The following is a 17,612-nucleotide window of genomic DNA, read 5'->3' as shown; positions in this document are numbered from 1 at the left end:
GTCGGCGCGCCCCACGACGTGCAGATCAGACTGGCAGATGCATCCCCCGGGAGCCGCCCCTCGCAGCCGTCAGCGTCGCCTGGAACCGGTATGCGCTGGCTCGGTAGTTCGAAGTGCTCAGATGCAAGGGCGCTCCATGCTGGTTGTAGCTCAGCTCCTCGCCGACGAGAACCGGATCGCTGGCGTCGATGCCGAGCGCAGAAGAGATGCTCCCCGCGAGCGCGGCCGAGACGATGAAGTCGCTGCGTGACGGTGTCGCACCATGGCTGCTCATCAGCTCGTAGAGAGAGCGATCGACGAAGGACTCGCCATCGAGCCCGGGTGTCAGCCACAGCGCTATGACCGATCGTTCCACGCAGATCGGCTCCCCCTCGAGGAGACGAATCCGCTCGAGCTCCAAGACACGGTCGGAATCGCGCGGCTGCAGGCGCTGACGCTCTTCGTGACTCGCGAAGCGCGTCAGCTGATGCGTGACCTGGGTCTGCACCGCGAGGCCGCGGCGCCTGGCCATCTCCGTGAAGCTGAGCAGCTGACGCGGGGGCGGACCGTACGGCACGTTCGTGATGAACCAGCCCGACTGCGGGGCGGGTGCGACATCGCCCTGCGCTGCGAGCAGGTTCAGAGCTTTGCGAAGCGTCGACCGACTCACCTCGAAGTGCTCGCTGAGCACCCGCTCCGGAGGCAACCGCCCAGAGGGTCCTACCTCCTGCGACCGGATGTACTCCAGGAGACGCCCCGCGACGGTCTGCGTGAGCAGGGACGCGGACGACCCCGCCGGGGGCCCTAGCTGTTCTGCACGCTCGATATGCTCCATACGAGCACACTACAGACCAAAGCAATCCAATTGGCACGAACTGTGTCAAGCCATTCCGTGACGAGTCCGCTCCTGCCTAAACTCCGAGGCAGTTTGACCGACCAAGAAAGACCAATCATGCATACGGAAAGGACCAATGCATGACGAAACAGCTCGTAGCCCTCGCCGGCCACGGCGACATCGCCGCAGGCATGCGAAGCGCCGCATCGCTCATCCTCGGGGAGCGAGACGACCTCCGCGCGTTCCCGCCATACAGCGGTGACGTGGACGCCGTCCGACGCCACGTCGAGGCCCTCCTCAGCGAGGTGGGCAGCACCGGCACGCTCATCCTCGTCAGCGACCTCGTCGGCGGCAGCGTCAGCAACACGCTCCTCGAGTACCAGCAGGACCCCCGGGTGCACCAGATCACCGGCATGACGCTCTCACTCGTGCTCGAGTTGCTCACGACGCAGTCCATCACCACAAGCGCCTCCATAGACCCGGCGCTGATCGACCGCATCCGCGCCACCGTGAGCGTCCTGCCCCACCCCCACACCGACCAGGAAGACGACTTCTGATGATCCAACTGCTCCGAGTCGACCACCGGCTCATCCACGGCCAAGTGGTCATGTCGTGGGTGCGCACCCTGGACCCGACCGCCATCCTCATCGCCAACGACGACGTCCCCTCCGACGAGTTGCGCAAGAGCACGCTGAAGCTCGCGAAGCCCGCCGACGTGAAGCTCGTCATCAAGACGGTCGCCGACTCGATCGAGGCGATCAACTCAGGCAAGACGGACAGCTACCGCCTGCTGATCCTGACCGACAACGTCGCAGACGCCATCCGCCTCGCCGACGGCTGCCCGACCGTGCAGCACATCAACCTCGGCGGCACGAAGCGACTCGAGGGGACCACTCCCCTCACCAACACCGTCAATCTGACCGAAGACGAGACCGCCAGCCTGACCAGGCTGGCCTCCCGCGGCGTCGAGGTCGAAGCGCGCGCCGTCGCCACAGACCGGAAGGTTCCGCTCAGCGGCAGTGGGAGCGCACCCGCATGATGACCGCGCTCACGCTCTTCATCGCCGCGCTGGCGCTCGGGCTCATCGACCTCTTCCTCGGCCGCAACCTCGCCATCCGCCCCATCGTCACCGGAACCGTCGTGGGGTTCATCCTCGGCGACCCCGTCACCGGGATGGCCATCGGAGCGACCCTCGAACTCGCGTTCATCGGCCTCTTCACCGTCGGCGGCGCTATGCCGCCTGAGATCCTCACCGGCGGCATGCTGGCGACAGCTCTCGCGATCAACGCCGGAGCCGGACCGGAGACGGCGCTCGTGCTCGCCTTCCCGATCGCCGCTCTCGGTCTCATCGTGAAGAACCTCCACTTCGTCTTCGTGGCCCCCGCGCTGCTCCACCGAGCGGACACCTACGTCGAGCGAGGCTCGATCCGCGGCGTCAGCGCCATGCACATCCTCTCCGGGTTCCTCTGGATCTTCTGGCTCGCCTGCGTGGTCGGCGTCTCCTACGCAGTGGGCAGCGACGCCATCGGTGCGCTCGTCGCCGCCATCCCAGAACCAGTGACGGTCGGACTGCAGGTGGCGACGGGCATCCTCCCCGCCCTCGGCTTCGCGCTCCTCGGCCGGATGCTCATCAACAAGAGGGTCATGCCCTTCTTCTTCATCGGCTTCCTGCTCGTCACGTACGGAGGTATCCCGATCGTCGGCCTCGCCGCCGGCGCGGCCATGATCGCCTGGGTCCTCGTGGACGCAGAACGCCGCCGCACCAGCGCGCAGCAGCCAGCACTCGCCATGAACGGAGCAGCAGACGATGACTTCTGACACGACAGCACCAGGCACGCACCTCGACGAGGTCAGCCCTGAAGCACCGACGACGCAGACCGGCAGGATCACCACCGCGGTCCTGAACCGCATGTACCTGAGGGCTCTGAGCATCGAGGCGTCATTCAACTACGAGCGCCAGCAGGGCCTCGGGTTCGCCTACTCCATGATCCCCGCCGTCCGGGCGCTCTACGAGAAGGAGTCAGACCAGGCCGCGGCGCTCAAGAAGCACCTTGAGTTCTTCAACACCACCCCATACGTCGCCGGTGCGATCGTCGGCGTCTCCACCGCCGTCGAAGAGCAGCTCAGTCAGGACCCGAGCCTCGCACCATCCACCGCGAACAGCGTCAAGGCCGCCCTCATGGGTCCTCTCGCGGGCATCGGCGACTCGCTCTACTGGGGCACCATCCGGCTCCTCGTCACCGGCATAGGGGTGTCGCTGGCGATGGCGGGGAACATCCTCGGGCCGATCATCTTCCTCCTCGGCTTCAACCTGCCCGTGCAACTGCTGTCCTACCTGTACCTGCGATCCGGATACAAGTTCGGCACCAAGCTGCTGCAGCGCATCTCCGGCAGCGACGCCATGTCGAGCCTCACCTACGGGGCCGGCATCGTGGGTCTCATGGTCATCGGCGGGCTCACGGCCTCCATGGTCTCCGTGTACGTACCGCTGCAGTTCGAGGTCGGCGAGGGAGTCAGCTCCATCCAGACGGACGTGCTCGACGGCATCATGCCGGGCATCCTCGGTCTCAGCGCCTTCTGGCTCGTGTACTGGCTTCTCGGCAAGGGATGGAAGACGACCTGGGTCCTGCTCGCCATCTTCGCCGTCGGGCTCCTCGGCGCGCTGACCGGCGTGCTCGGCACCGCACCGTGACCACCCACTGACTGATCGACCCACGAACTCGAAGGAATCACATCATGACGACGATGCTGGACTGCATCAACGAACAACCCCGCGTCTGCGAGCAGATCCTCGCCGACGAGGCCACCAGCTTCTCGGAGTTCGACCGCCTCATCGAAGACCGCCAGGTGAACCGCGTCCTCGTCCTCGCGACGGGGTCATCCCTCAACGCCGTGCACGCCGCCGAGCGCCACCTCGAGGTGGTCGGCGGCATCGTGACCAAGGTCGTCGAACCGTTCACGTACTCGGAGTACGAGAGCCTGGACAACGACTTCGACCTGGTCATCGCGGTCTCCCAGCGCGGGACCAGCTCATCGACGATCGACGCGGTGAAGGCCGCGCGGGACCGCGTCGCGGCTCCCATCCTCATCGTGACCGCCGACACACGGAGTCCACTCGCTGCCCTCGGCGACTGCCGTCTGGACATCGGCTGCGGTGACGAGGCCGTCCGCTACTCGACGAAGGGCGTCACGGCCACCGTCCTGAGCCTGTTGCTCCTGTCGGTTCGACTCGCGGAGCACGGACGGCGTGAGATCCCCGCCGAGCTCGCGCGGCCCGGAATCGCCGCGGCGGTGGCCTCCATGGGTGGCGTCATCCAGCACGCGGAGCGGTACTACGAAGAGCACCGGAAGGAACTCGAAGCGGCGACCCGAATCTCCGTGCTCGGCTTCGGACCCAATGTCGGCACCGCCGTGGAAGCCGAGACGAAGATCATCGAGACAGTTCGCGTCCCCGTCCAGGGGATGGAGCTCGAGGCGTACATGCACGGGCCGCTGTTCGAGCTGCGCCCCGAGTACACCCTCTTCCTCACCGAGGTGCCCGGCACCGCCTCAGCTGAGCGGCTGCGACAGTTCGCGGACTTCGCATCAGGTCACTGCGACCACGTCCACATCGTGACATCGGGGACCAGCACGGGCAGGGAGCGGGAACTGGCTCTCGACGAGCAGACCGCGGAAGAGCTCTCGCCGCTTCTGCTGATCCTCCCCTACCAGGTGCTCGCGTACCGGATGTCGGCGTCCCGAGGCATCGACCTCGTCGAGCCAGCGTTCCCCGACTTCCGCTCGGCCATGCGAACCAAGGTCGCGGGTTAACCCTCCTTGCACGAGGGGTGGCCAGATGTCCTGGTCACCCCTCGTTGCGCCGCTACCCTTCGATCTCCTCCACGGAGAACACGTAGTAGGTGTGGCCGGGGGCCGTCACCTCGACGACTCTGCCGCCCGGGATGTCGCGGGGCTCGCCCGTCGTGACGTTCGCATGCTCCGCTCGCCACGCATCCACGTCGTCGACGAAGTACATGGGGCCGGCGGGCCCCCAGCCGGGCTCGTCGTCGAGCATCAGCTCGATCTCGAGCTCCGGCATCTGCATCGACACGGTGTGCTCGCCTTCGCGCCACGCCTCTTCCCAACCCAGGTCGAGGTAGTGCTGGACGGCCGCCTCCAGGTCTTCGACGGGCTGGAACTGGAACGTCAGGATCACGGTGGTCTCCCCAGTCGGCGGGCGGGCGCGGTGCTCCGAATGTAACCGCCGACGCACCTCTGACGCCACGTGCCGACTCCGAATCGTGATGCGCGCGACGAGCGTCGAGATCGTTCCGTGACCGGATGCGGGCCGTCCGGTCCCTAGGGTCGGTGCATGTCCCTCCGTCGCCTCGCCCCTGCGTCGATGCTCTGCGGCGCCCTCCTGCTCCTGGTCGGATGCGCCACACCCGAATCGGCGGTCGTCGCGCAGCCCGCTGCCAGCGTGGCACCCGCCGCGAGCGCGGGCGGGTCGGTGGCCGGCGAAGCTCCCTCGCAGGACGCGCTCGATGGCATCCCGATTGAGGAGATGACGCATCAGCCCGTGCCGGTGCAGATGACGCAGTGCCTCACGCAGCAGGCGAAGTGGATCGATCTGCCCGCGGGGAAGACGTCGTCAGACCTCTACACCCGCATCGCTGCGCACGAGCAGGAGCTGCTGTTCCTGCTCCCCGACGAGGTCGGCGGGTTCGACAACGTCGACGTCGCGGCTGGCCCTGGCCCGAGGGGCACGGTCAGCGTGTCCGTGGTCGGCTCAGCTGCGGCGGACCCAGCTGCGATCTGGCAGGCGCTGCGAGACGCGACGCCGGAGGTCGACGCCGCGGCAGCCGGCATCGAAGCGGAAGGAGCGTCGTTCGCTCCGAAGCTGGTGGACTTCTCGTACGCCACGCTCTGCAAGGCCGCTCTGGCGGTGACGTCGCTCTGGAAGGGCAACGACGACGGTCTCCTGTCCGTGCGCATGGATGTGGAGCTGAATCGCCTCATCCTGGGCATCGATGCTGCGGCCCTCTCCGACTCCTACCGGCAGGAGCTCCTCGCGACGGCGCCTGCCGGAATCTTCGAGTTCGAGGAAGTTCAGTAGTCGGTTACGGTTCGGGCTCCCGCTCCGGATGCTCGCGCGCGAGGTACGCGCGGCAGTCCCGTTTCGCGGCTGGGCCGAAGACCGACTCCCACCCCTTCGGGATGTCGGCGAAGTCCGGCCAGAGCGAGTACTCGCGATGCACGTTCCTGAGCACCTGAAACTGCGCACCCGCGTCGTCCCAGGCTGCCATCAGCGGCCTCTGACGCATTCGGCACGTCGACCTTGTCCCCGCATCTTCGACCTCGCTTCAGCATTGGCTTGTGCTCCTGGTGGAGCTTGGCGCTGTACCGCGGCGGGGGTCTGGGCAGGCGAGATCGAGCGTACATCCGCCTTCGAGGAGGGACATGTGAGCGGCTGCGGGGCGCACTCTCACCCCGCTTTGCGGCAGTCGCCCTACCGTGGCTCGCATGAATGCGACCACGCAGGCGGAAGTGACCTTCGGGAATCGCTTCGCACGAGAACTCCCGGAGCTGGCGAGGCCGTGGGAGGCGGAGTCCGCCCCAGCCCCGCGCCTCGTGCTGTTGAACGACGATCTCGCCGTGGAACTCGGGTTCGACCCGAACGTGCTGCGCGGCGACGACGGGGTCGCGATGCTCCTCGGAACCAGGCTTCCTGAGGGGGCGACGCCCGTCGCGCAGGCGTACGCGGGGCATCAGTTCGGGCAGTACTCGCCGCGCCTGGGCGACGGGCGCGCCCTCTTGCTGGGAGAGGTGACGGATACGCGCGGACGACTGCGGGACATCCACCTCAAGGGTTCGGGCCGCACGGCATTCGCCCGCGGCGGTGACGGGCGCGCGGTCCTCGGCCCCATGCTGCGGGAGTTCATCGTCAGCGAGGCCATGCACGCCCTCGGCATTCCCACCACACGATCGTTGAGCGTGACCCTGACGGGTCGCCAGGTGCAGCGCGACGACGTGCTCCCGGGTTCGGTCCTCACCAGAGTCGCGAGCAGCCACCTGCGCGTCGGCTCGTTCCAGTTCGCCCGAGCCACCGGCGACCTCGAACTGCTGCGGCGTCTCGCGGACCACGCCATCGCCCGCCACTTCCCGTCTGCCGCGGAGGCGGCGAATCCGTACCTCGCCTTCTTCGAGCGGGTAGTGTCCGCCCAGGCGAAGCTCGTTGCGCAGTGGATGCTCGTCGGCTTCGTGCACGGGGTGATGAACACCGACAACATGACGATCTCGGGCGAGACCATCGACTACGGACCGTGCGCGTTCCTGGATGCGTTCGACCCGGACGCCGTCTTCAGCTCCATCGACATCCAGGGCCGCTACTCGTTCCGCAACCAGCCACATGCAGCGGGGTGGAACCTCGCGCGGTTCGCGGAGACGCTCCTCCCGCTCTTCGCGGACGACGAGGACACGGCCGTGGCCTCGGCCGAGCAGGCGGTCTCCGGGTTCGGGCCGGTCTACCAGGAAGCGTGGGTCTCTGGCATGCGAAGCAAGCTCGGGCTTCCCGGCGATGTTGCCCCCGACACGTTCGAGCGCCTGCTCGGTGAGCTTCTGACCCTCATGCAGCGCAGCGGCGCCGACTACACCTCCACCTTCCGGGCGCTCGGTACCTACGCTCGCGGCAACCGCACCCCAGCGCTCGACATCTTCGGGGAGGCGGGTCCCGCGTTCCGCACCTGGGCGCAGGCCTGGCTCGCGCTCTCCCCGAACGCGAGCGCAATGGATGCCGCCAACCCCGTCTACATCCCGCGCAACCACCTCGTCGAGGAAGCGCTCGAGGCGGCCCTTGACGACGATCTCGAGCCGACGAGGCGCCTGCTCGCAGCCGTGACCGCCCCGTTCGACGAACGGCCCGGCCTCGACTGCTACGCGACCGGAGCACCGCAGGACTTCGGCGACTACGTCACCTTCTGCGGAACCTGAGCGCTGCGGCAGCCAGCAGTGGATCTCGCTTTCCAACATGGACTTCTGCTTCTCGCCGAGTTCAACCGAACGGCCGATCCGAATGTCGGTGCGTGTTCCTAGACTCAGCGCATGACCGCTCCTCTCCCGAAGGCCCCGCACCTTGTGGACGAGCTGGCCCTCGACGGAGCGCAGCACGGCGGCAGGCTGACCGAGCGCGACCTCCGATCGGCGGGGCTCCCGGCCGACAACCCTCGCTGGCGTCCGTGGATGCGGGCCGTCGCGATCTCGCTCGGGGCGCTGCTCGCCGGAGCCCTGCTCTTCATCCTGACGCTGGCCGTGCAGGTGGAGGACCCCGCCACAGACACGGAGTCCGGTGGGTTCATCGCGTTCCTCATCGTGAACCTGGTCGGCGGTCTCGTGGCGTGCATCGCGGTCGGCCCGGTCCGGGGGTCTCGCGCAGGGAACCTGTGGATCGTCGTCATCGGCATGACCAGCTCCCTGGCCGTCGGGGCATGGCTGATCGCCGTGATGCGGCTCGGCGCGCGCCGTTCACTGCCGTTGGATGCACTGGTCGTGGCCCTCGTCGTCGGCGGCGGGGTCCTGTGGGACTGGTTCCAGTCCAGTGTCACCGGCCGCGCCCCCATTGAGGCGCCCCTCTTCTACATCATCCTCATCGCGCTGTCGACGATCATCGCGCTGCTCTTCGGGCGATCCCGCGGCACTCGCGCCGCACTCATCACGTCGTTGCGCGCGCAGACCGCGTCGGCCGAACGCGAGCGAGCCGCGCTCGCACAGAGCCGGGTCTCCGACCTCGAGCGCGCACGGGCCGAGGAGCGGGCTGCCATCGCGCGCGACATGCACGATTCGATCTCGCACGACCTGGCCGTCGTCGCCACGCAAGCGGGAGCGCTCGCGTACCGCAGCGACCTGTCACCGGAGATCGTGCGGGAGACGGCCGCCACGGTGAGGGAGTCGGCGGCCCGGGCCAACACCCGTCTCCGCGAAGTGCTCACGGGCATGCGCGAGTCTGACGGGGCCGGTCGAGGCGATGCGCCCCTCCCCGACCTGCGAGCACTCGAGTCGCTCCTCTCCGAAGGGGCGCCCCACCAGAATCCCCCGTCGGTGACCTGGCTCGACATCGGACCGGGTGACCTCTCGCGGCTCTCCGCAGAGCGCATCCGCGCCCTGCACCGCACCCTCTCGGAGCTCCTCGTCAACGCTGGAAAGCACGCTCCCGAAGCGGAGGTGCACGTCGTGCTCGAGGGCGGTGGTACTCACCTCAGCGTCACCGTCTCGAACTCCTTCCAGCCACCGGCAGCGCCGGCCCTCGGCACCGGCTACGGCCTCCTGGGCGCCCGGGAGCGCATCCACCTGGTCGGAGGCACCTTCGAGGCAGGTGCTGCCGAGAGCGGCGACTTCGTGGTGGAGGTGACGCTCCCTTGGTAACTCCAGGGCAGGACAGCATCAGCGTGCTCATCATCGACGACGAGGTGGGGATTCGAATGGGCCTCAGGCTCCTCATCGACGGCGCGGAACGCATTCGCGTCGTCGGAGAAGGCGTCAACGGCGACGAGGCGCTCACCCTCGCCGCCCACCACGACCCCGACGTCATCCTCATGGACGTTCGCATGCCCGGCCTCACCGGCATCGATGCAGTGCAGCAGCTCACCGACACCGGGTCCCGCGCGAAGGTCGTGATGCTCACCGCGTTCGACACGGAGGAGTTCCTGCTGGACGCGCTCCGGGCCGGCGCCGTCTCCTTCCTCCTCAAGGACGCCCCGCCGGAGGACATCGTCGGGGCCGTGCTCGACGCGGCACAGGGCAAGTCCGTCTTCTCGCCGAGCGCCCTCGACCGCCTCGTTCGCGCCGCAGCAGGCGGAAGCACCGACGAAGCTCGCCCCCTCGACGGCAGCGGCAGACGGCAGCGAGAGCCGGGCGCGACCCGCGACGACGGGTTGCTCGCCAGCGTCACGAGTCGCGAGCGGGAAATCGCGCGGTACGTCGCGCAGGGCATGACCAACGCCGAGATCGCGTCGGCCCTGTTCGTCAGTCAGGCGACGGTGAAGACCCACCTGGCGAGCCTCTTCTCGAAGCTGCACGTCACCAACCGCGTGCAGCTCGCGTTGCTCGCCCTCGAATGGGATGCGACTGAACACGCCTGAGGCGCCGAAGCCCGGCGTGTACTCTGGGCGGCACAACCGAGATCGAGGGGAGCGTCGCAGTGACGAATGCTCCCTCCGCCGACGGCCCGCCCCGCGCACCCGCATTGAGCGCTGCCCTCACCGCCTTTGCGGAAGCGAGGCAGGCGTCGCAGCATGAAGCGAGGCGTTCGCTCGGCATCGGCGAGATGGATGCGCGAGCCCTCGCGTTCTTGGCCCAGAACCCCGGCTCCAGGCCCAGCGCCCTCCGCGCATACCTGGGTCTCACCTCCGCCGGTGTCTCGACCCTCTGCGACCGGCTGATCGAACGCGGCACCATCCATCGCGATACCGACCCCAGCGATCGGCGCGCGAGTCTCCTCACGGTCACCGTCGACCTCTCGTCGAGTCCATGGAACCGCCTCAACGAATTCGACCGGAGCCTCGAAGCGGCACTCGCCGCCGAGGCCGACCCTGCAATGCTGCAGACACTCGCCGAGCTGTTGACGCACGCGGTGAGCGTCACGACACAGGAGCTCGAAGGGCCCGGGTCCACTCAGGCAGGTTAGGGGCGGGCGTCGCCGTTCGCCGGTTGCGCCTCCGCGGGCGAGTGGAGCTCGGCGAGCAGCACGATCGACTTCGCCTGCAGGAAGGTGCACAGCGCTGAGATGACGGCCAGCTCCTGCGCGAGGGAATGCACGCTCGCCGCTGAGAGGTTCAGCGTATGCTCGCGGGGCTCCATCGTCACCGACCACTTCGGGCTCTCGCGGGTACCAGGTTGTAGGTAGAGCTCGGTGGGAACGTCCGTCAGCTGCACCCGCACGAGCCCCGTGTCATGGCCTTCGTCGCCGTCCTGCACGATGACCTTGACGACCCCCGGCTCGGCATAGCCGAGGCTCTCGAACTCCCGAGCCCATGACTCGAGTACTTCTTTGCTTCGATACGGCATTCTGGCCTCCGACCGGGGGTGACGGCTTACGACGTCCAGCATCCCTCATCCGGGGCACTTTCTCGAACACTCTTGCCTGCCAGCTGCTGGTTTGCCCGACCGCGCCAAGCATCGCCTAGGTTTGTCGGGTGTCAGACGCAGAAACCGCCCAGCCGGAGCAGCACCCCTCGCATCGTCCGATCTTCTCGTTCTCGCGGCGCAGCGGCCGCCTCACCGAGGGGCAGCTGAACTCGTGGAACACGCTCGGCCCGAAGTACCTCGTCGACGTCGAACGCGCCGAGCTCGACTTCTCCGTGAGCCCCTCGTTCCGGGTCGACCCGGCCGAGCTGTTCGGCAGGGACGCGCCGCTCGTCGTCGAGGTCGGATCCGGCACGGGTGAGGCCGTGGTCGCGGCGGCCGCCGAGCATCCGGAATGGAACTTCCTCGCCGTCGAGGTCTTCGTCGCTGGCCTCGCCCGCACGCTGCGCCGCATCGAGGACGCCGGCCTGTCGAACGTGCGTCTCGTCGAGGCGAACGCCGTCGAGGTGCTCGAGCACATGCTCCCGGCCGGCAGCATCGAGGAGCTGTGGATCTTCTTCCCCGACCCCTGGCACAAGGCGAAGCACACGAAGCGGCGGCTCGTGCGCGAGGGCTTCGGTGCTGTCGCCGCGAACGCCCTGCGCCCCGGCGGCCGCATGCGGCTTGCCACCGACTGGGAGGACTACGCCTTCCAGATGCGCGAGGTGCTGGATGCGGCACCAGAGTTCACGAGCGAGCATCCGGGCGAGTGGGCCCCGAGATTCGACGGTCGTACGCTCACCGTCTTCGAACGGAAGGCCGCGAAGGCCGGGAGGCGCATCCACGACCTCAGCTACGTGACGTCGGAGTAGCCTCTGCGGCAGACTCCTCCTCGCGTTTCCCGGAGCCGAGGCGAAGCGTCGCGGCGAGGCCGAGCGCGAGGAACGCGGCGGCCGTGAACGCCGATGCGCGGGTGCCATCGGAGAGCGCCGCCTTCGCGTCGTCCACGAGATCAGCTGTCGCGGGGTTCTCGTCGAGGCCGGCGATGGCGCCGCCTGCCGAGTCGACCACCGCCGAGACCACCTGGTCTCGCTGCTCGGCGGGGACCTGGGCATCGTCGAGCGAGGCGCCGAGGGATGCGCCGGTGGTCGTGAAGAGGATCGTTCCGAGGATGGCGACGCCAAGCGCCGACCCCACCTGCCTGGACGTCGACTGCGTCCCGGAACCCTGACCCGAGAGCTCGACCGGAACATCCTGCAGCACGACTCCCGTGAGCTGCGCGGTGGCCAGGCCGACCCCGAAGCCGTAGACGAACAAGGCGGGGATGAGCCACCCCCACTGCGCATCCGGGGCGATGATGAATCCCGCCCACGCGATGCCGACGATCTCTGCGAGGATGCCGACGCGCACGATCGTGACCGCGTTGACCTTCCCGCTGCTCGCACCCGCGAATCCGCTCGCGACGAACGAACCCGCGGCGAGCGCCAGCAGCACGAACCCGGTCTGCAGGGCGTCGAAGCCGAGCACGAACTGCAACCACAGCGGCAGCGACAGGATGATGCCGAACTCGCCGAGCGCGACCACCATCGCCGCGATGTTGCCGTTGCGGAACGACGAGATGCGGAAGAGGGAGAACTCAAGCAGGGACGACTCGCCCCGGCGAGACCGCCGCACGCCGCGGACGATGAACGTGACGAGAGCGAGCGCTGCGACCCCGAACGCGACGGGCACGGGCGAGATGGGGAGGGGCCACTCGAACGAGCCGATCGTGAAGGTCTCGTTGACGCCCCACCAGCCGTAGGTGCGGCCTTCGATGAGGCCGAAGACGAGTGCCCCGAAGGTGACGACCGAGAGCGCGGCACCGACGAGGTCGAGCCGCTGCCGCTGGGGCTCCTTGGACTCGTTGACGAAGAGGAGCACGCCGATGACGATGATGATGCCGAGCGGCACGTTGATGCCGAACGCCCAGCGCCACGAGAACTCCGTCGTGAGCCACCCGCCGAGCAGCGGACCGACCGCGGCCATACCGCCGATCGTCGAGCCCCAGACGGCGAACGCGATGCCCCGCTCTCGACCCCGGAAGGTCGCGTTGATGAGCGAGAGCGTCGTCGGGAGGATCATCGCCCCACCGACGCCCTGCACGAGGCGGGCGAGGATGAGCAGCCCACCCGTCGGAGCGAGTGCCGCTGCCACGGAGGCGACGGCGAAGATCACGACGCCGATGAGCATCAGGCGGCGGCGGCCGACGCGGTCGGCGAGGCTTCCGAAGAGGAGCAGCAGCGACGCGAAGACGAGAGTGTAGGCCTCCTGGACCCACTGCACCTCGGTCGACGTGATGCCGAGCTCGGTGACGATCGACGGGACAGCGACGTTCACGATCGTCGAGTCGACGATGATGAGCGCCACCGCGACGCTGATGAAGACCAGACCAACCCACCGACGACGTGCTGACTCAGCCATGATGCTCCAACTTCTCGTCCAAGGGGGATGGTGACGACGAGGTGAGGGTACGCCTCCTTGCTTGCGATTTCGCTCAATCGTTTAATTACTTTGGGTGGGGCGCGCCTGAGTTGTGGTCCCGCCGTTCCATTCCCGCCCTGACGGTTCGTGACGTCCCAGAGCACACCATTTGTTGCGTGTCATGAACCGTCACACCCGTGACACTCCCCCGGGTCAGGCGTAGCCTCGCTCAGTTCGCGGAATATCCCGCGAAATGAGAAATCGCATCGGGAGATCTTCCATGTCGGCCAACACCCCCACAACAGCCGGAGCATCCGAAGCTGAGGTGACGCCGCGCCCCAAAAGCCGCGCGCGCAAGCTCCTCACGTCGTTCGGATTCCAGATCCTTGCGGCCCTCGTCCTGGGCGTCGTGCTCGGACTGGTCGCCCGCAACCTGGGCGACGACGCGGAAGGCAACCCCAACGGGCTCGCCGCGACGCTCGCCACCATCGGCAGCTCGTACGTCACCATCCTGACCGCCGCTGTCGTTCCGCTCATCCTCACCGCCGTCATCTCGAGCATCGCGCAGCTGCGTCTCGTGACGAACGCGGCCAGGCTCGCAGGCCAGACCCTCCTGTGGTTCGGGATCACGGCGCTCATCGCCGTGACCATCGGCATCGTGCTCGGCGTCACCATCCAGCCGGGCAACCGCGTCGACCAGTCGCAGCTCGAGACCGGTGAGCCCTCCTCGGTCGGCACCTGGTGGAACTTCCTCACCGGACTCGTGCCGCAGAACTTCCTCGGCATGGGCGTGCGCTCGCGCGTCGACGCAGACACCGGTGACGTGAACTCGACGATCGCGTTCAACGTGCTGCAGGTCATCGTCATCGCCGTCGTCATCGGCATCGCGGCACTCCGCCTCGGCAAGCGCGCCGAGCCGTTCCTCGAGTTCACGGCGTCCGCCCTCGCGGTCATCCAGAAGGTGCTGTGGTGGATCATCCGCATCGCCCCGCTCGGCACGCTGGGCCTCATCGCGAGCGCCGTCGTCAACTACGGCTGGGAGAAGCTCACGAGCCTCGCCTGGTTCGCGATCGCCATCTACATCGGCCTCGCACTCGTGCTGTTCGTCGTCTACCCGATCCTCGTGAAGGCGCACGGCCTGTCCATCGGCCGCTTCTTCTCCGGCGTGTGGCCGGCAGTGCAGCTCGCGTTCGTGAGCCGCTCCTCCATCGGCACGCTCCCCCTCACGCAGCGCGTGACCGAGCGCAACCTCGGCGTGCCCCGCGAATACGCGTCGTTCGCCGTGCCGTTCGGCGCGACCACGAAGATGGATGGATGCGCCGCGATCTACCCGGCGATCTCCGCGATCTTCGTCGCCCAGTTCTTCGGCATCGAGCTGTCGATCATGCAGTACATCCTCATCGTCATCGTGTCCGTCGTCGGCTCCGCCGCGACGGCAGGTACGACGGGTGCCACGGTCATGCTCACGCTGACCCTGTCGACGCTCGGCCTCCCGCTCGAGGGTGTCGGCCTGCTGCTCGCCATCGACCCGATCCTCGACATGGGCCGCACCGCGACCAACGTGGCCGGCCAGGCGCTCGTGCCGATGATCGTCGCGAAGCGCGAGGGCATCCTCAACGAGAAGCTCTACAACGCGCCCCGCGGTGACGTCGCCTTCTCCGACGAGACCGACGAGGAAGTGGAGGAGACCATCCAGCGCTCCACCGGCTCGCAGAACGACCGCGAGCAGGACGCCTTCGAAGGCGCGACCCTGCAGGACGCGGAACGCCGCAGCTAGCCTCAGCTCAAGCAGTCAACGGGCGCTTGCCCTCGGAACCCCACGCGGGGCATCCGGGAGCAGGCGCCCGTCTCGCATCCCCCGTCACGACCGGGAAGCCGGGAGCGCACTTGTGGTCGCTTCCGGCGAGTTTCGACGACCACAACTCCGCCCTCGGACGGTAGGGCGCCGCGCGGTGGCAGAGCAGGGAGAGGCACGGACTCGGGATGCGCGGGGCCGCGCGTGCGAACCTTGCCGCATGCGCGCATCCACCTGGACTCCCCTCGCGATCTTCTACCTCGTGCTCGCCATCGTCGGCGGGGCCGTTACCTGGACGTTCAACGTCATGGCCGGCGTGGAAGGCAGCGCCTTCGTCGGCGACTACTTCGGCAGCGGGCCTGCCGTCACGTCGATCGTCATCGACGTGCTGGTCGCCGCCACCGTGGGCGCGGTGTTCATCATCGTCGAAGGGCGGCGGCAGGGGATGCGGCGGCTGTGGGTCTACATCCTCTGCTTCGGCGTCGCGTTCGCGTTCGCCTTGCCGCTGTTCCTCGCGATGCGGGAGCGGCATCTCGCGCCGGGGCGCGGACGACCGAGCACCTCGGCCGAGCACGCCGCGTAGCGGATCAAGCCGCCGAGCATTGCTCGGCCAGCCAAGCATGAGCCAGCTGAGAAGCGTCGCCCGTGAGCGCTGAGATGTCGGGTTGGATGGGCTCCGGCATGACCGCGCCCGTCCGGTCCGTGAAGCGCGAGGTTGTGAGCAGGATCTCCGATCCGTCGGAATGCAGGAAGCCCTCGACTCCGGTCGCGAGCCCGTTGCTCTTCTCCCCGAACGTGCGGACGTTGTCCTGCCCCGAAAAGCCCGCGAGCACCATCTCGGCGGCGGAGGCCGTGTAGAAATCCTGCAAGACCGCGATCGGCTTGCCCGCGAAGACGCCCGTTCGAACGTCGGCACCAGAGTCGAAGCGCAGCTCGTAGCCGTCGGTCGAGGTCGCACTCTCCGTCAATACCGTGATCGCGTCGCGTTGGCCGTCGCGGGCCACGAATCCCGCAACCTCGCTCGTGTCGAAGAGCGGCGAGACGGCCCCGAGCATCGGGAACGCATTGCCGCCCCAGTTGCCGCGCAGGTCGACGACGAAGCCGCACGTGTTCGCATCCGCGAGCGCTGACAACCCCTCGACTCCGGTCCGTGCATACTCCTCGGCGAGGGGGCCTTCGTGTCCGATCGCCGACACCGTGATCGTGACGGTGCGGCCCTGCGTCGCTTCGACCGTGGGCGGGGCGCTCGGTGCCTCCGTGTACGCTGCTTCCCGCTCATCGGCGGGAAGGAACCTCGCATGCCGGCCACCGGCATCGAAGGCCGCCGCCGCGATCAGATCGTGCGCCTCCTCGAGGGTTGTGGCCGACGCGCCCGCGGCGAGGAGCGCATCCCGTTCGGCCGACCAATCTCCGCCCGAATACAGGCCGTTCTCCTCCAGAACCTGGGCAGCCTCTTCGACAAGTGCCGCCGGGCTGACGATCGGCGTGGGGACGGGCTCCGGCTCGGGCGACGCGGTGCACCCGGAGAGCCCCACGGCGAGTGCGGCAGCCACCGTCAGCGAGAGGCTCGCGCGCACGCTCCGCCTGCCCCGCGGCTGCACGGCGACGTTGCTCATGCACCAACCCTAAGGTTCGCATTCGGGCGGGCGGGCGACCTCCCCGGCGGTGCTCAAGACGCGGCACGTCTACTCTCGGTTCTCACCGGCGCGGGTGGGACACGCTCCTGCGCACCGCCGGCTCGCGGTTGAATGTCGGTGGCCGTGGGTAGCGTCAGCGCCATGCACATCATCCTCATCCCCGGCTTCTGGCTCACCGGCGACTCGTGGGCCCCGGTCACGCGAGCGCTCGAAGACGCGGGGCACACCGCGCATCCGCTCACCCTGCCGGGCAAGGCCCCGGGTGACGATGCGGCGGGTGTCGGCCTGCGCACCCACATCGACGCGGTCGCCGCGCTCATCGACACCCTCGAAGGCGACGTGGTGCTCGTCGGCCACAGCGGCGGTGGCGCGGTCGCCTACGGGGCGGTGGATGCACGCCCCGACCGCGTCTCGCGGGTGGTCTACGTCGACTCCGGACCGCTTGCCGACGGCGGCGTGATCAACGACGGCTTCGAGTCTTCCGCCGGCGCGGTGCCGCTGCCAGACCGCAGTGTCTTTGGGGAGCCGGAGCTCGTCGACATGACCGAGGAAGTCTGGCAGCGGCTCGCCGACATCGCCGTGCCGGAGCCCGTCGGTGTGGCCACGGAGAAGCAGCAGCTCGGCGACGAGCGCCGCTACGACGTGCCGGCGGTCGTCATCACGAGCACCATGCCAGAACCGATGCACCGACAGTTCATGGCCGACGGCCACCCCTACGTCGCCGAACTCGCCCGTGCGCGATCCGCGCGCATCGTCGAGCTCCCGACCGGGCACTGGCCGCAACTCACGAAGCCGGACGAACTCGCGGCCGCCGTCGTCGACGCCGTGACCGGCTGACTCGGCTGCACTGACCCGGGCCAACAACCGCCTG

20 protein-coding genes are annotated in these 17,612 nt (G+C 68.2%); 14 read left to right on the top strand and 6 right to left on the bottom strand.

Going from position 1 to position 17,612, the window contains the following annotated elements; genetic code table 11:
* Nucleotides 1-25: 25 nt before the first annotated feature.
* On the bottom strand, nt 26-814 hold the full coding sequence (locus ABVF28_RS06755) for a GntR family transcriptional regulator (RefSeq protein WP_371029927.1): 789 nt from the start codon (nt 812-814) through the stop codon (nt 26-28).
* Nucleotides 815-954: 140 nt separating this feature from the next.
* Between ABVF28_RS06755 and ABVF28_RS06750 the strand changes: the two genes are divergently transcribed.
* The 5 genes from ABVF28_RS06750 to ABVF28_RS06730 are packed head-to-tail and all read left to right on the top strand — an operon-like array spanning nt 955 to nt 4,624.
* On the top strand, nt 955-1,371 hold the full coding sequence (locus ABVF28_RS06750) for a PTS sugar transporter subunit IIA (protein WP_104313293.1): 417 nt from the start codon (nt 955-957) through the stop codon (nt 1,369-1,371).
* Nucleotides 1,371-1,853 carry a PTS sugar transporter subunit IIB gene (locus ABVF28_RS06745; RefSeq protein WP_371029926.1) on the top strand — a complete coding sequence of 161 codons (483 nt, stop codon included), beginning with the start codon at nt 1,371-1,373 and terminating at the stop codon, nt 1,851-1,853. Before ABVF28_RS06750 ends, ABVF28_RS06745 begins: the two co-directional genes overlap by 1 nt.
* A complete protein-coding gene (locus ABVF28_RS06740; protein WP_104313297.1) occupies nt 1,850-2,632 on the top strand; it encodes a PTS sugar transporter subunit IIC in 783 nt (260 codons plus the stop codon). The genes ABVF28_RS06745 and ABVF28_RS06740 overlap by 4 nt, the downstream gene beginning before the upstream one ends.
* Entirely contained in the window at nt 2,622-3,506 is an 885-nt protein-coding gene (locus ABVF28_RS06735) for a PTS system mannose/fructose/sorbose family transporter subunit IID (RefSeq protein WP_371029925.1), read from the top strand. Before ABVF28_RS06740 ends, ABVF28_RS06735 begins: the two co-directional genes overlap by 11 nt.
* Nucleotides 3,507-3,550: 44 nt before the next feature.
* The gene (locus tag ABVF28_RS06730; RefSeq protein ID WP_179555570.1) at nt 3,551-4,624 is read left to right on the top strand and encodes an SIS domain-containing protein; all 1,074 of its coding nucleotides are present in this window, start codon (nt 3,551-3,553) and stop codon (nt 4,622-4,624) included.
* A gap of 52 nt (nt 4,625-4,676) precedes the next feature.
* On the opposite strand, the gene ABVF28_RS06725 is transcribed toward ABVF28_RS06730, so the two are convergent.
* A complete protein-coding gene (locus ABVF28_RS06725; protein WP_371029924.1) occupies nt 4,677-5,009 on the bottom strand; it encodes a hypothetical protein in 333 nt (110 codons plus the stop codon).
* 156 nt (nt 5,010-5,165) lie between these two features.
* Here ABVF28_RS06725 and ABVF28_RS06720 point away from each other — a divergent pair, with 156 nt between their 5' ends.
* Complete coding sequence (locus ABVF28_RS06720; RefSeq protein ID WP_371029923.1) at nt 5,166-5,909, top strand: hypothetical protein; 744 nt, start codon at nt 5,166-5,168, stop codon at nt 5,907-5,909.
* A gap of 4 nt (nt 5,910-5,913) precedes the next feature.
* Here the strand turns inward: ABVF28_RS06720 and ABVF28_RS06715 are convergent, their stop codons facing one another.
* A complete protein-coding gene (locus ABVF28_RS06715; RefSeq protein WP_371029922.1) occupies nt 5,914-6,099 on the bottom strand; it encodes an MbtH family NRPS accessory protein in 186 nt (61 codons plus the stop codon).
* A 217-nt stretch (nt 6,100-6,316) separates the two neighbouring features.
* Between ABVF28_RS06715 and ABVF28_RS06710 the strand changes: the two genes are divergently transcribed.
* The 4 genes from ABVF28_RS06710 (at nt 6,317) to ABVF28_RS06695 (ending at nt 10,472) form a co-directional block, all read left to right on the top strand.
* Nucleotides 6,317-7,783, top strand: coding sequence for a YdiU family protein (locus ABVF28_RS06710; RefSeq protein WP_371029921.1), 1,467 nt, complete (start codon nt 6,317-6,319; stop codon nt 7,781-7,783).
* 111 nt (nt 7,784-7,894) lie between these two features.
* Nucleotides 7,895-9,211 (top strand): sensor histidine kinase, encoded by a 1,317-nt coding sequence (locus tag ABVF28_RS06705; protein WP_371029920.1) that lies wholly within the window; start codon nt 7,895-7,897, stop codon nt 9,209-9,211.
* A complete protein-coding gene (locus ABVF28_RS06700) occupies nt 9,205-9,927 on the top strand; it encodes a response regulator (protein ID WP_371029919.1) in 723 nt (240 codons plus the stop codon). Before ABVF28_RS06705 ends, ABVF28_RS06700 begins: the two co-directional genes overlap by 7 nt.
* A 59-nt stretch (nt 9,928-9,986) precedes the next feature.
* Nucleotides 9,987-10,472: a MarR family winged helix-turn-helix transcriptional regulator gene (locus tag ABVF28_RS06695; protein ID WP_371029918.1), complete on the top strand. Its 486-nt coding sequence runs from the start codon at nt 9,987-9,989 to the stop codon at nt 10,470-10,472.
* On the opposite strand, the gene ABVF28_RS06690 is transcribed toward ABVF28_RS06695, so the two are convergent.
* Nucleotides 10,469-10,852 carry a hypothetical protein gene (locus ABVF28_RS06690; protein WP_179555563.1) on the bottom strand — a complete coding sequence of 128 codons (384 nt, stop codon included), beginning with the start codon at nt 10,850-10,852 and terminating at the stop codon, nt 10,469-10,471. The two genes, ABVF28_RS06695 and ABVF28_RS06690, sit on opposite strands and share 4 nt — an antisense overlap.
* Before the next feature lie 128 nt (nt 10,853-10,980).
* Between ABVF28_RS06690 and trmB the strand changes: the two genes are divergently transcribed.
* Complete coding sequence (trmB, locus tag ABVF28_RS06685; RefSeq protein ID WP_371029917.1) at nt 10,981-11,721, top strand: tRNA (guanosine(46)-N7)-methyltransferase TrmB; 741 nt, start codon at nt 10,981-10,983, stop codon at nt 11,719-11,721.
* Here the strand turns inward: trmB and ABVF28_RS06680 are convergent.
* Nucleotides 11,699-13,309 carry a DHA2 family efflux MFS transporter permease subunit gene (locus tag ABVF28_RS06680; protein ID WP_371029916.1) on the bottom strand — a complete coding sequence of 537 codons (1,611 nt, stop codon included), beginning with the start codon at nt 13,307-13,309 and terminating at the stop codon, nt 11,699-11,701. The two genes, trmB and ABVF28_RS06680, sit on opposite strands and share 23 nt — an antisense overlap.
* Before the next feature lie 280 nt (nt 13,310-13,589).
* Here ABVF28_RS06680 and ABVF28_RS06675 point away from each other — a divergent pair, with 280 nt between their 5' ends.
* Together ABVF28_RS06675 and ABVF28_RS06670 are read left to right on the top strand one after the other, a co-directional pair.
* A complete protein-coding gene (locus tag ABVF28_RS06675) occupies nt 13,590-15,086 on the top strand; it encodes a dicarboxylate/amino acid:cation symporter (protein ID WP_104254314.1) in 1,497 nt (498 codons plus the stop codon).
* A gap of 238 nt (nt 15,087-15,324) precedes the next feature.
* On the top strand, nt 15,325-15,687 hold the full coding sequence (locus ABVF28_RS06670) for a DUF2834 domain-containing protein (RefSeq protein WP_371029915.1): 363 nt from the start codon (nt 15,325-15,327) through the stop codon (nt 15,685-15,687).
* 4 nt (nt 15,688-15,691) lie between these two features.
* On the opposite strand, the gene ABVF28_RS06665 is transcribed toward ABVF28_RS06670, so the two are convergent.
* Complete coding sequence (locus ABVF28_RS06665) at nt 15,692-16,720, bottom strand: S41 family peptidase (protein WP_371029914.1); 1,029 nt, start codon at nt 16,718-16,720, stop codon at nt 15,692-15,694.
* Nucleotides 16,721-16,882: 162 nt separating this feature from the next.
* On the opposite strand from ABVF28_RS06665, the gene ABVF28_RS06660 reads away from it, so the two are divergent.
* Complete coding sequence (locus ABVF28_RS06660; protein ID WP_371029913.1) at nt 16,883-17,578, top strand: alpha/beta fold hydrolase; 696 nt, start codon at nt 16,883-16,885, stop codon at nt 17,576-17,578.
* Nucleotides 17,579-17,612: the final 34 nt, after the last annotated feature.

Origin of the sequence: Pseudoclavibacter sp. JSM 162008, from assembly GCF_041366455.1 — a bacterium.
GTDB lineage: Bacteria > Actinomycetota > Actinomycetes > Actinomycetales > Microbacteriaceae > Pseudoclavibacter.
The sequence above is the reverse complement of the archived record's forward strand: the minus strand, read 5'-3'. Positions and strand labels throughout refer to the sequence as shown.

Excerpts from the sequence above, each read along its gene's own strand:
- ABVF28_RS06755 (WP_371029927.1), bottom strand. The coding sequence starts at position 814 with ATGGAGCATATCGAGCGTGCAGAACAGCTAGGGCCCCCGGCGGGGTCG.
- ABVF28_RS06750 (WP_104313293.1), top strand. The coding sequence starts at position 955 with ATGACGAAACAGCTCGTAGCCCTCGCCGGCCACGGCGACATCGCCGCA.
- ABVF28_RS06745 (WP_371029926.1), top strand. The coding sequence starts at position 1,371 with ATGATCCAACTGCTCCGAGTCGACCACCGGCTCATCCACGGCCAAGTG.
- ABVF28_RS06740 (WP_104313297.1), top strand. The coding sequence starts at position 1,850 with ATGATGACCGCGCTCACGCTCTTCATCGCCGCGCTGGCGCTCGGGCTC.
- ABVF28_RS06735 (WP_371029925.1), top strand. The coding sequence starts at position 2,622 with ATGACTTCTGACACGACAGCACCAGGCACGCACCTCGACGAGGTCAGC.
- ABVF28_RS06730 (WP_179555570.1), top strand. The coding sequence starts at position 3,551 with ATGACGACGATGCTGGACTGCATCAACGAACAACCCCGCGTCTGCGAG.
- ABVF28_RS06720 (WP_371029923.1), top strand. The coding sequence starts at position 5,166 with ATGTCCCTCCGTCGCCTCGCCCCTGCGTCGATGCTCTGCGGCGCCCTC.
- ABVF28_RS06715 (WP_371029922.1), bottom strand. The coding sequence starts at position 6,099 with ATGGCAGCCTGGGACGACGCGGGTGCGCAGTTTCAGGTGCTCAGGAAC.
- ABVF28_RS06710 (WP_371029921.1), top strand. The coding sequence starts at position 6,317 with ATGAATGCGACCACGCAGGCGGAAGTGACCTTCGGGAATCGCTTCGCA.
- ABVF28_RS06705 (WP_371029920.1), top strand. The coding sequence starts at position 7,895 with ATGACCGCTCCTCTCCCGAAGGCCCCGCACCTTGTGGACGAGCTGGCC.
- ABVF28_RS06690 (WP_179555563.1), bottom strand. The coding sequence starts at position 10,852 with ATGCCGTATCGAAGCAAAGAAGTACTCGAGTCATGGGCTCGGGAGTTC.
- ABVF28_RS06680 (WP_371029916.1), bottom strand. The coding sequence starts at position 13,309 with ATGGCTGAGTCAGCACGTCGTCGGTGGGTTGGTCTGGTCTTCATCAGC.
- ABVF28_RS06675 (WP_104254314.1), top strand. The coding sequence starts at position 13,590 with ATGTCGGCCAACACCCCCACAACAGCCGGAGCATCCGAAGCTGAGGTG.
- ABVF28_RS06670 (WP_371029915.1), top strand. The coding sequence starts at position 15,325 with ATGCGCGCATCCACCTGGACTCCCCTCGCGATCTTCTACCTCGTGCTC.
- ABVF28_RS06665 (WP_371029914.1), bottom strand. The coding sequence starts at position 16,720 with ATGAGCAACGTCGCCGTGCAGCCGCGGGGCAGGCGGAGCGTGCGCGCG.
- ABVF28_RS06660 (WP_371029913.1), top strand. The coding sequence starts at position 16,883 with ATGCACATCATCCTCATCCCCGGCTTCTGGCTCACCGGCGACTCGTGG.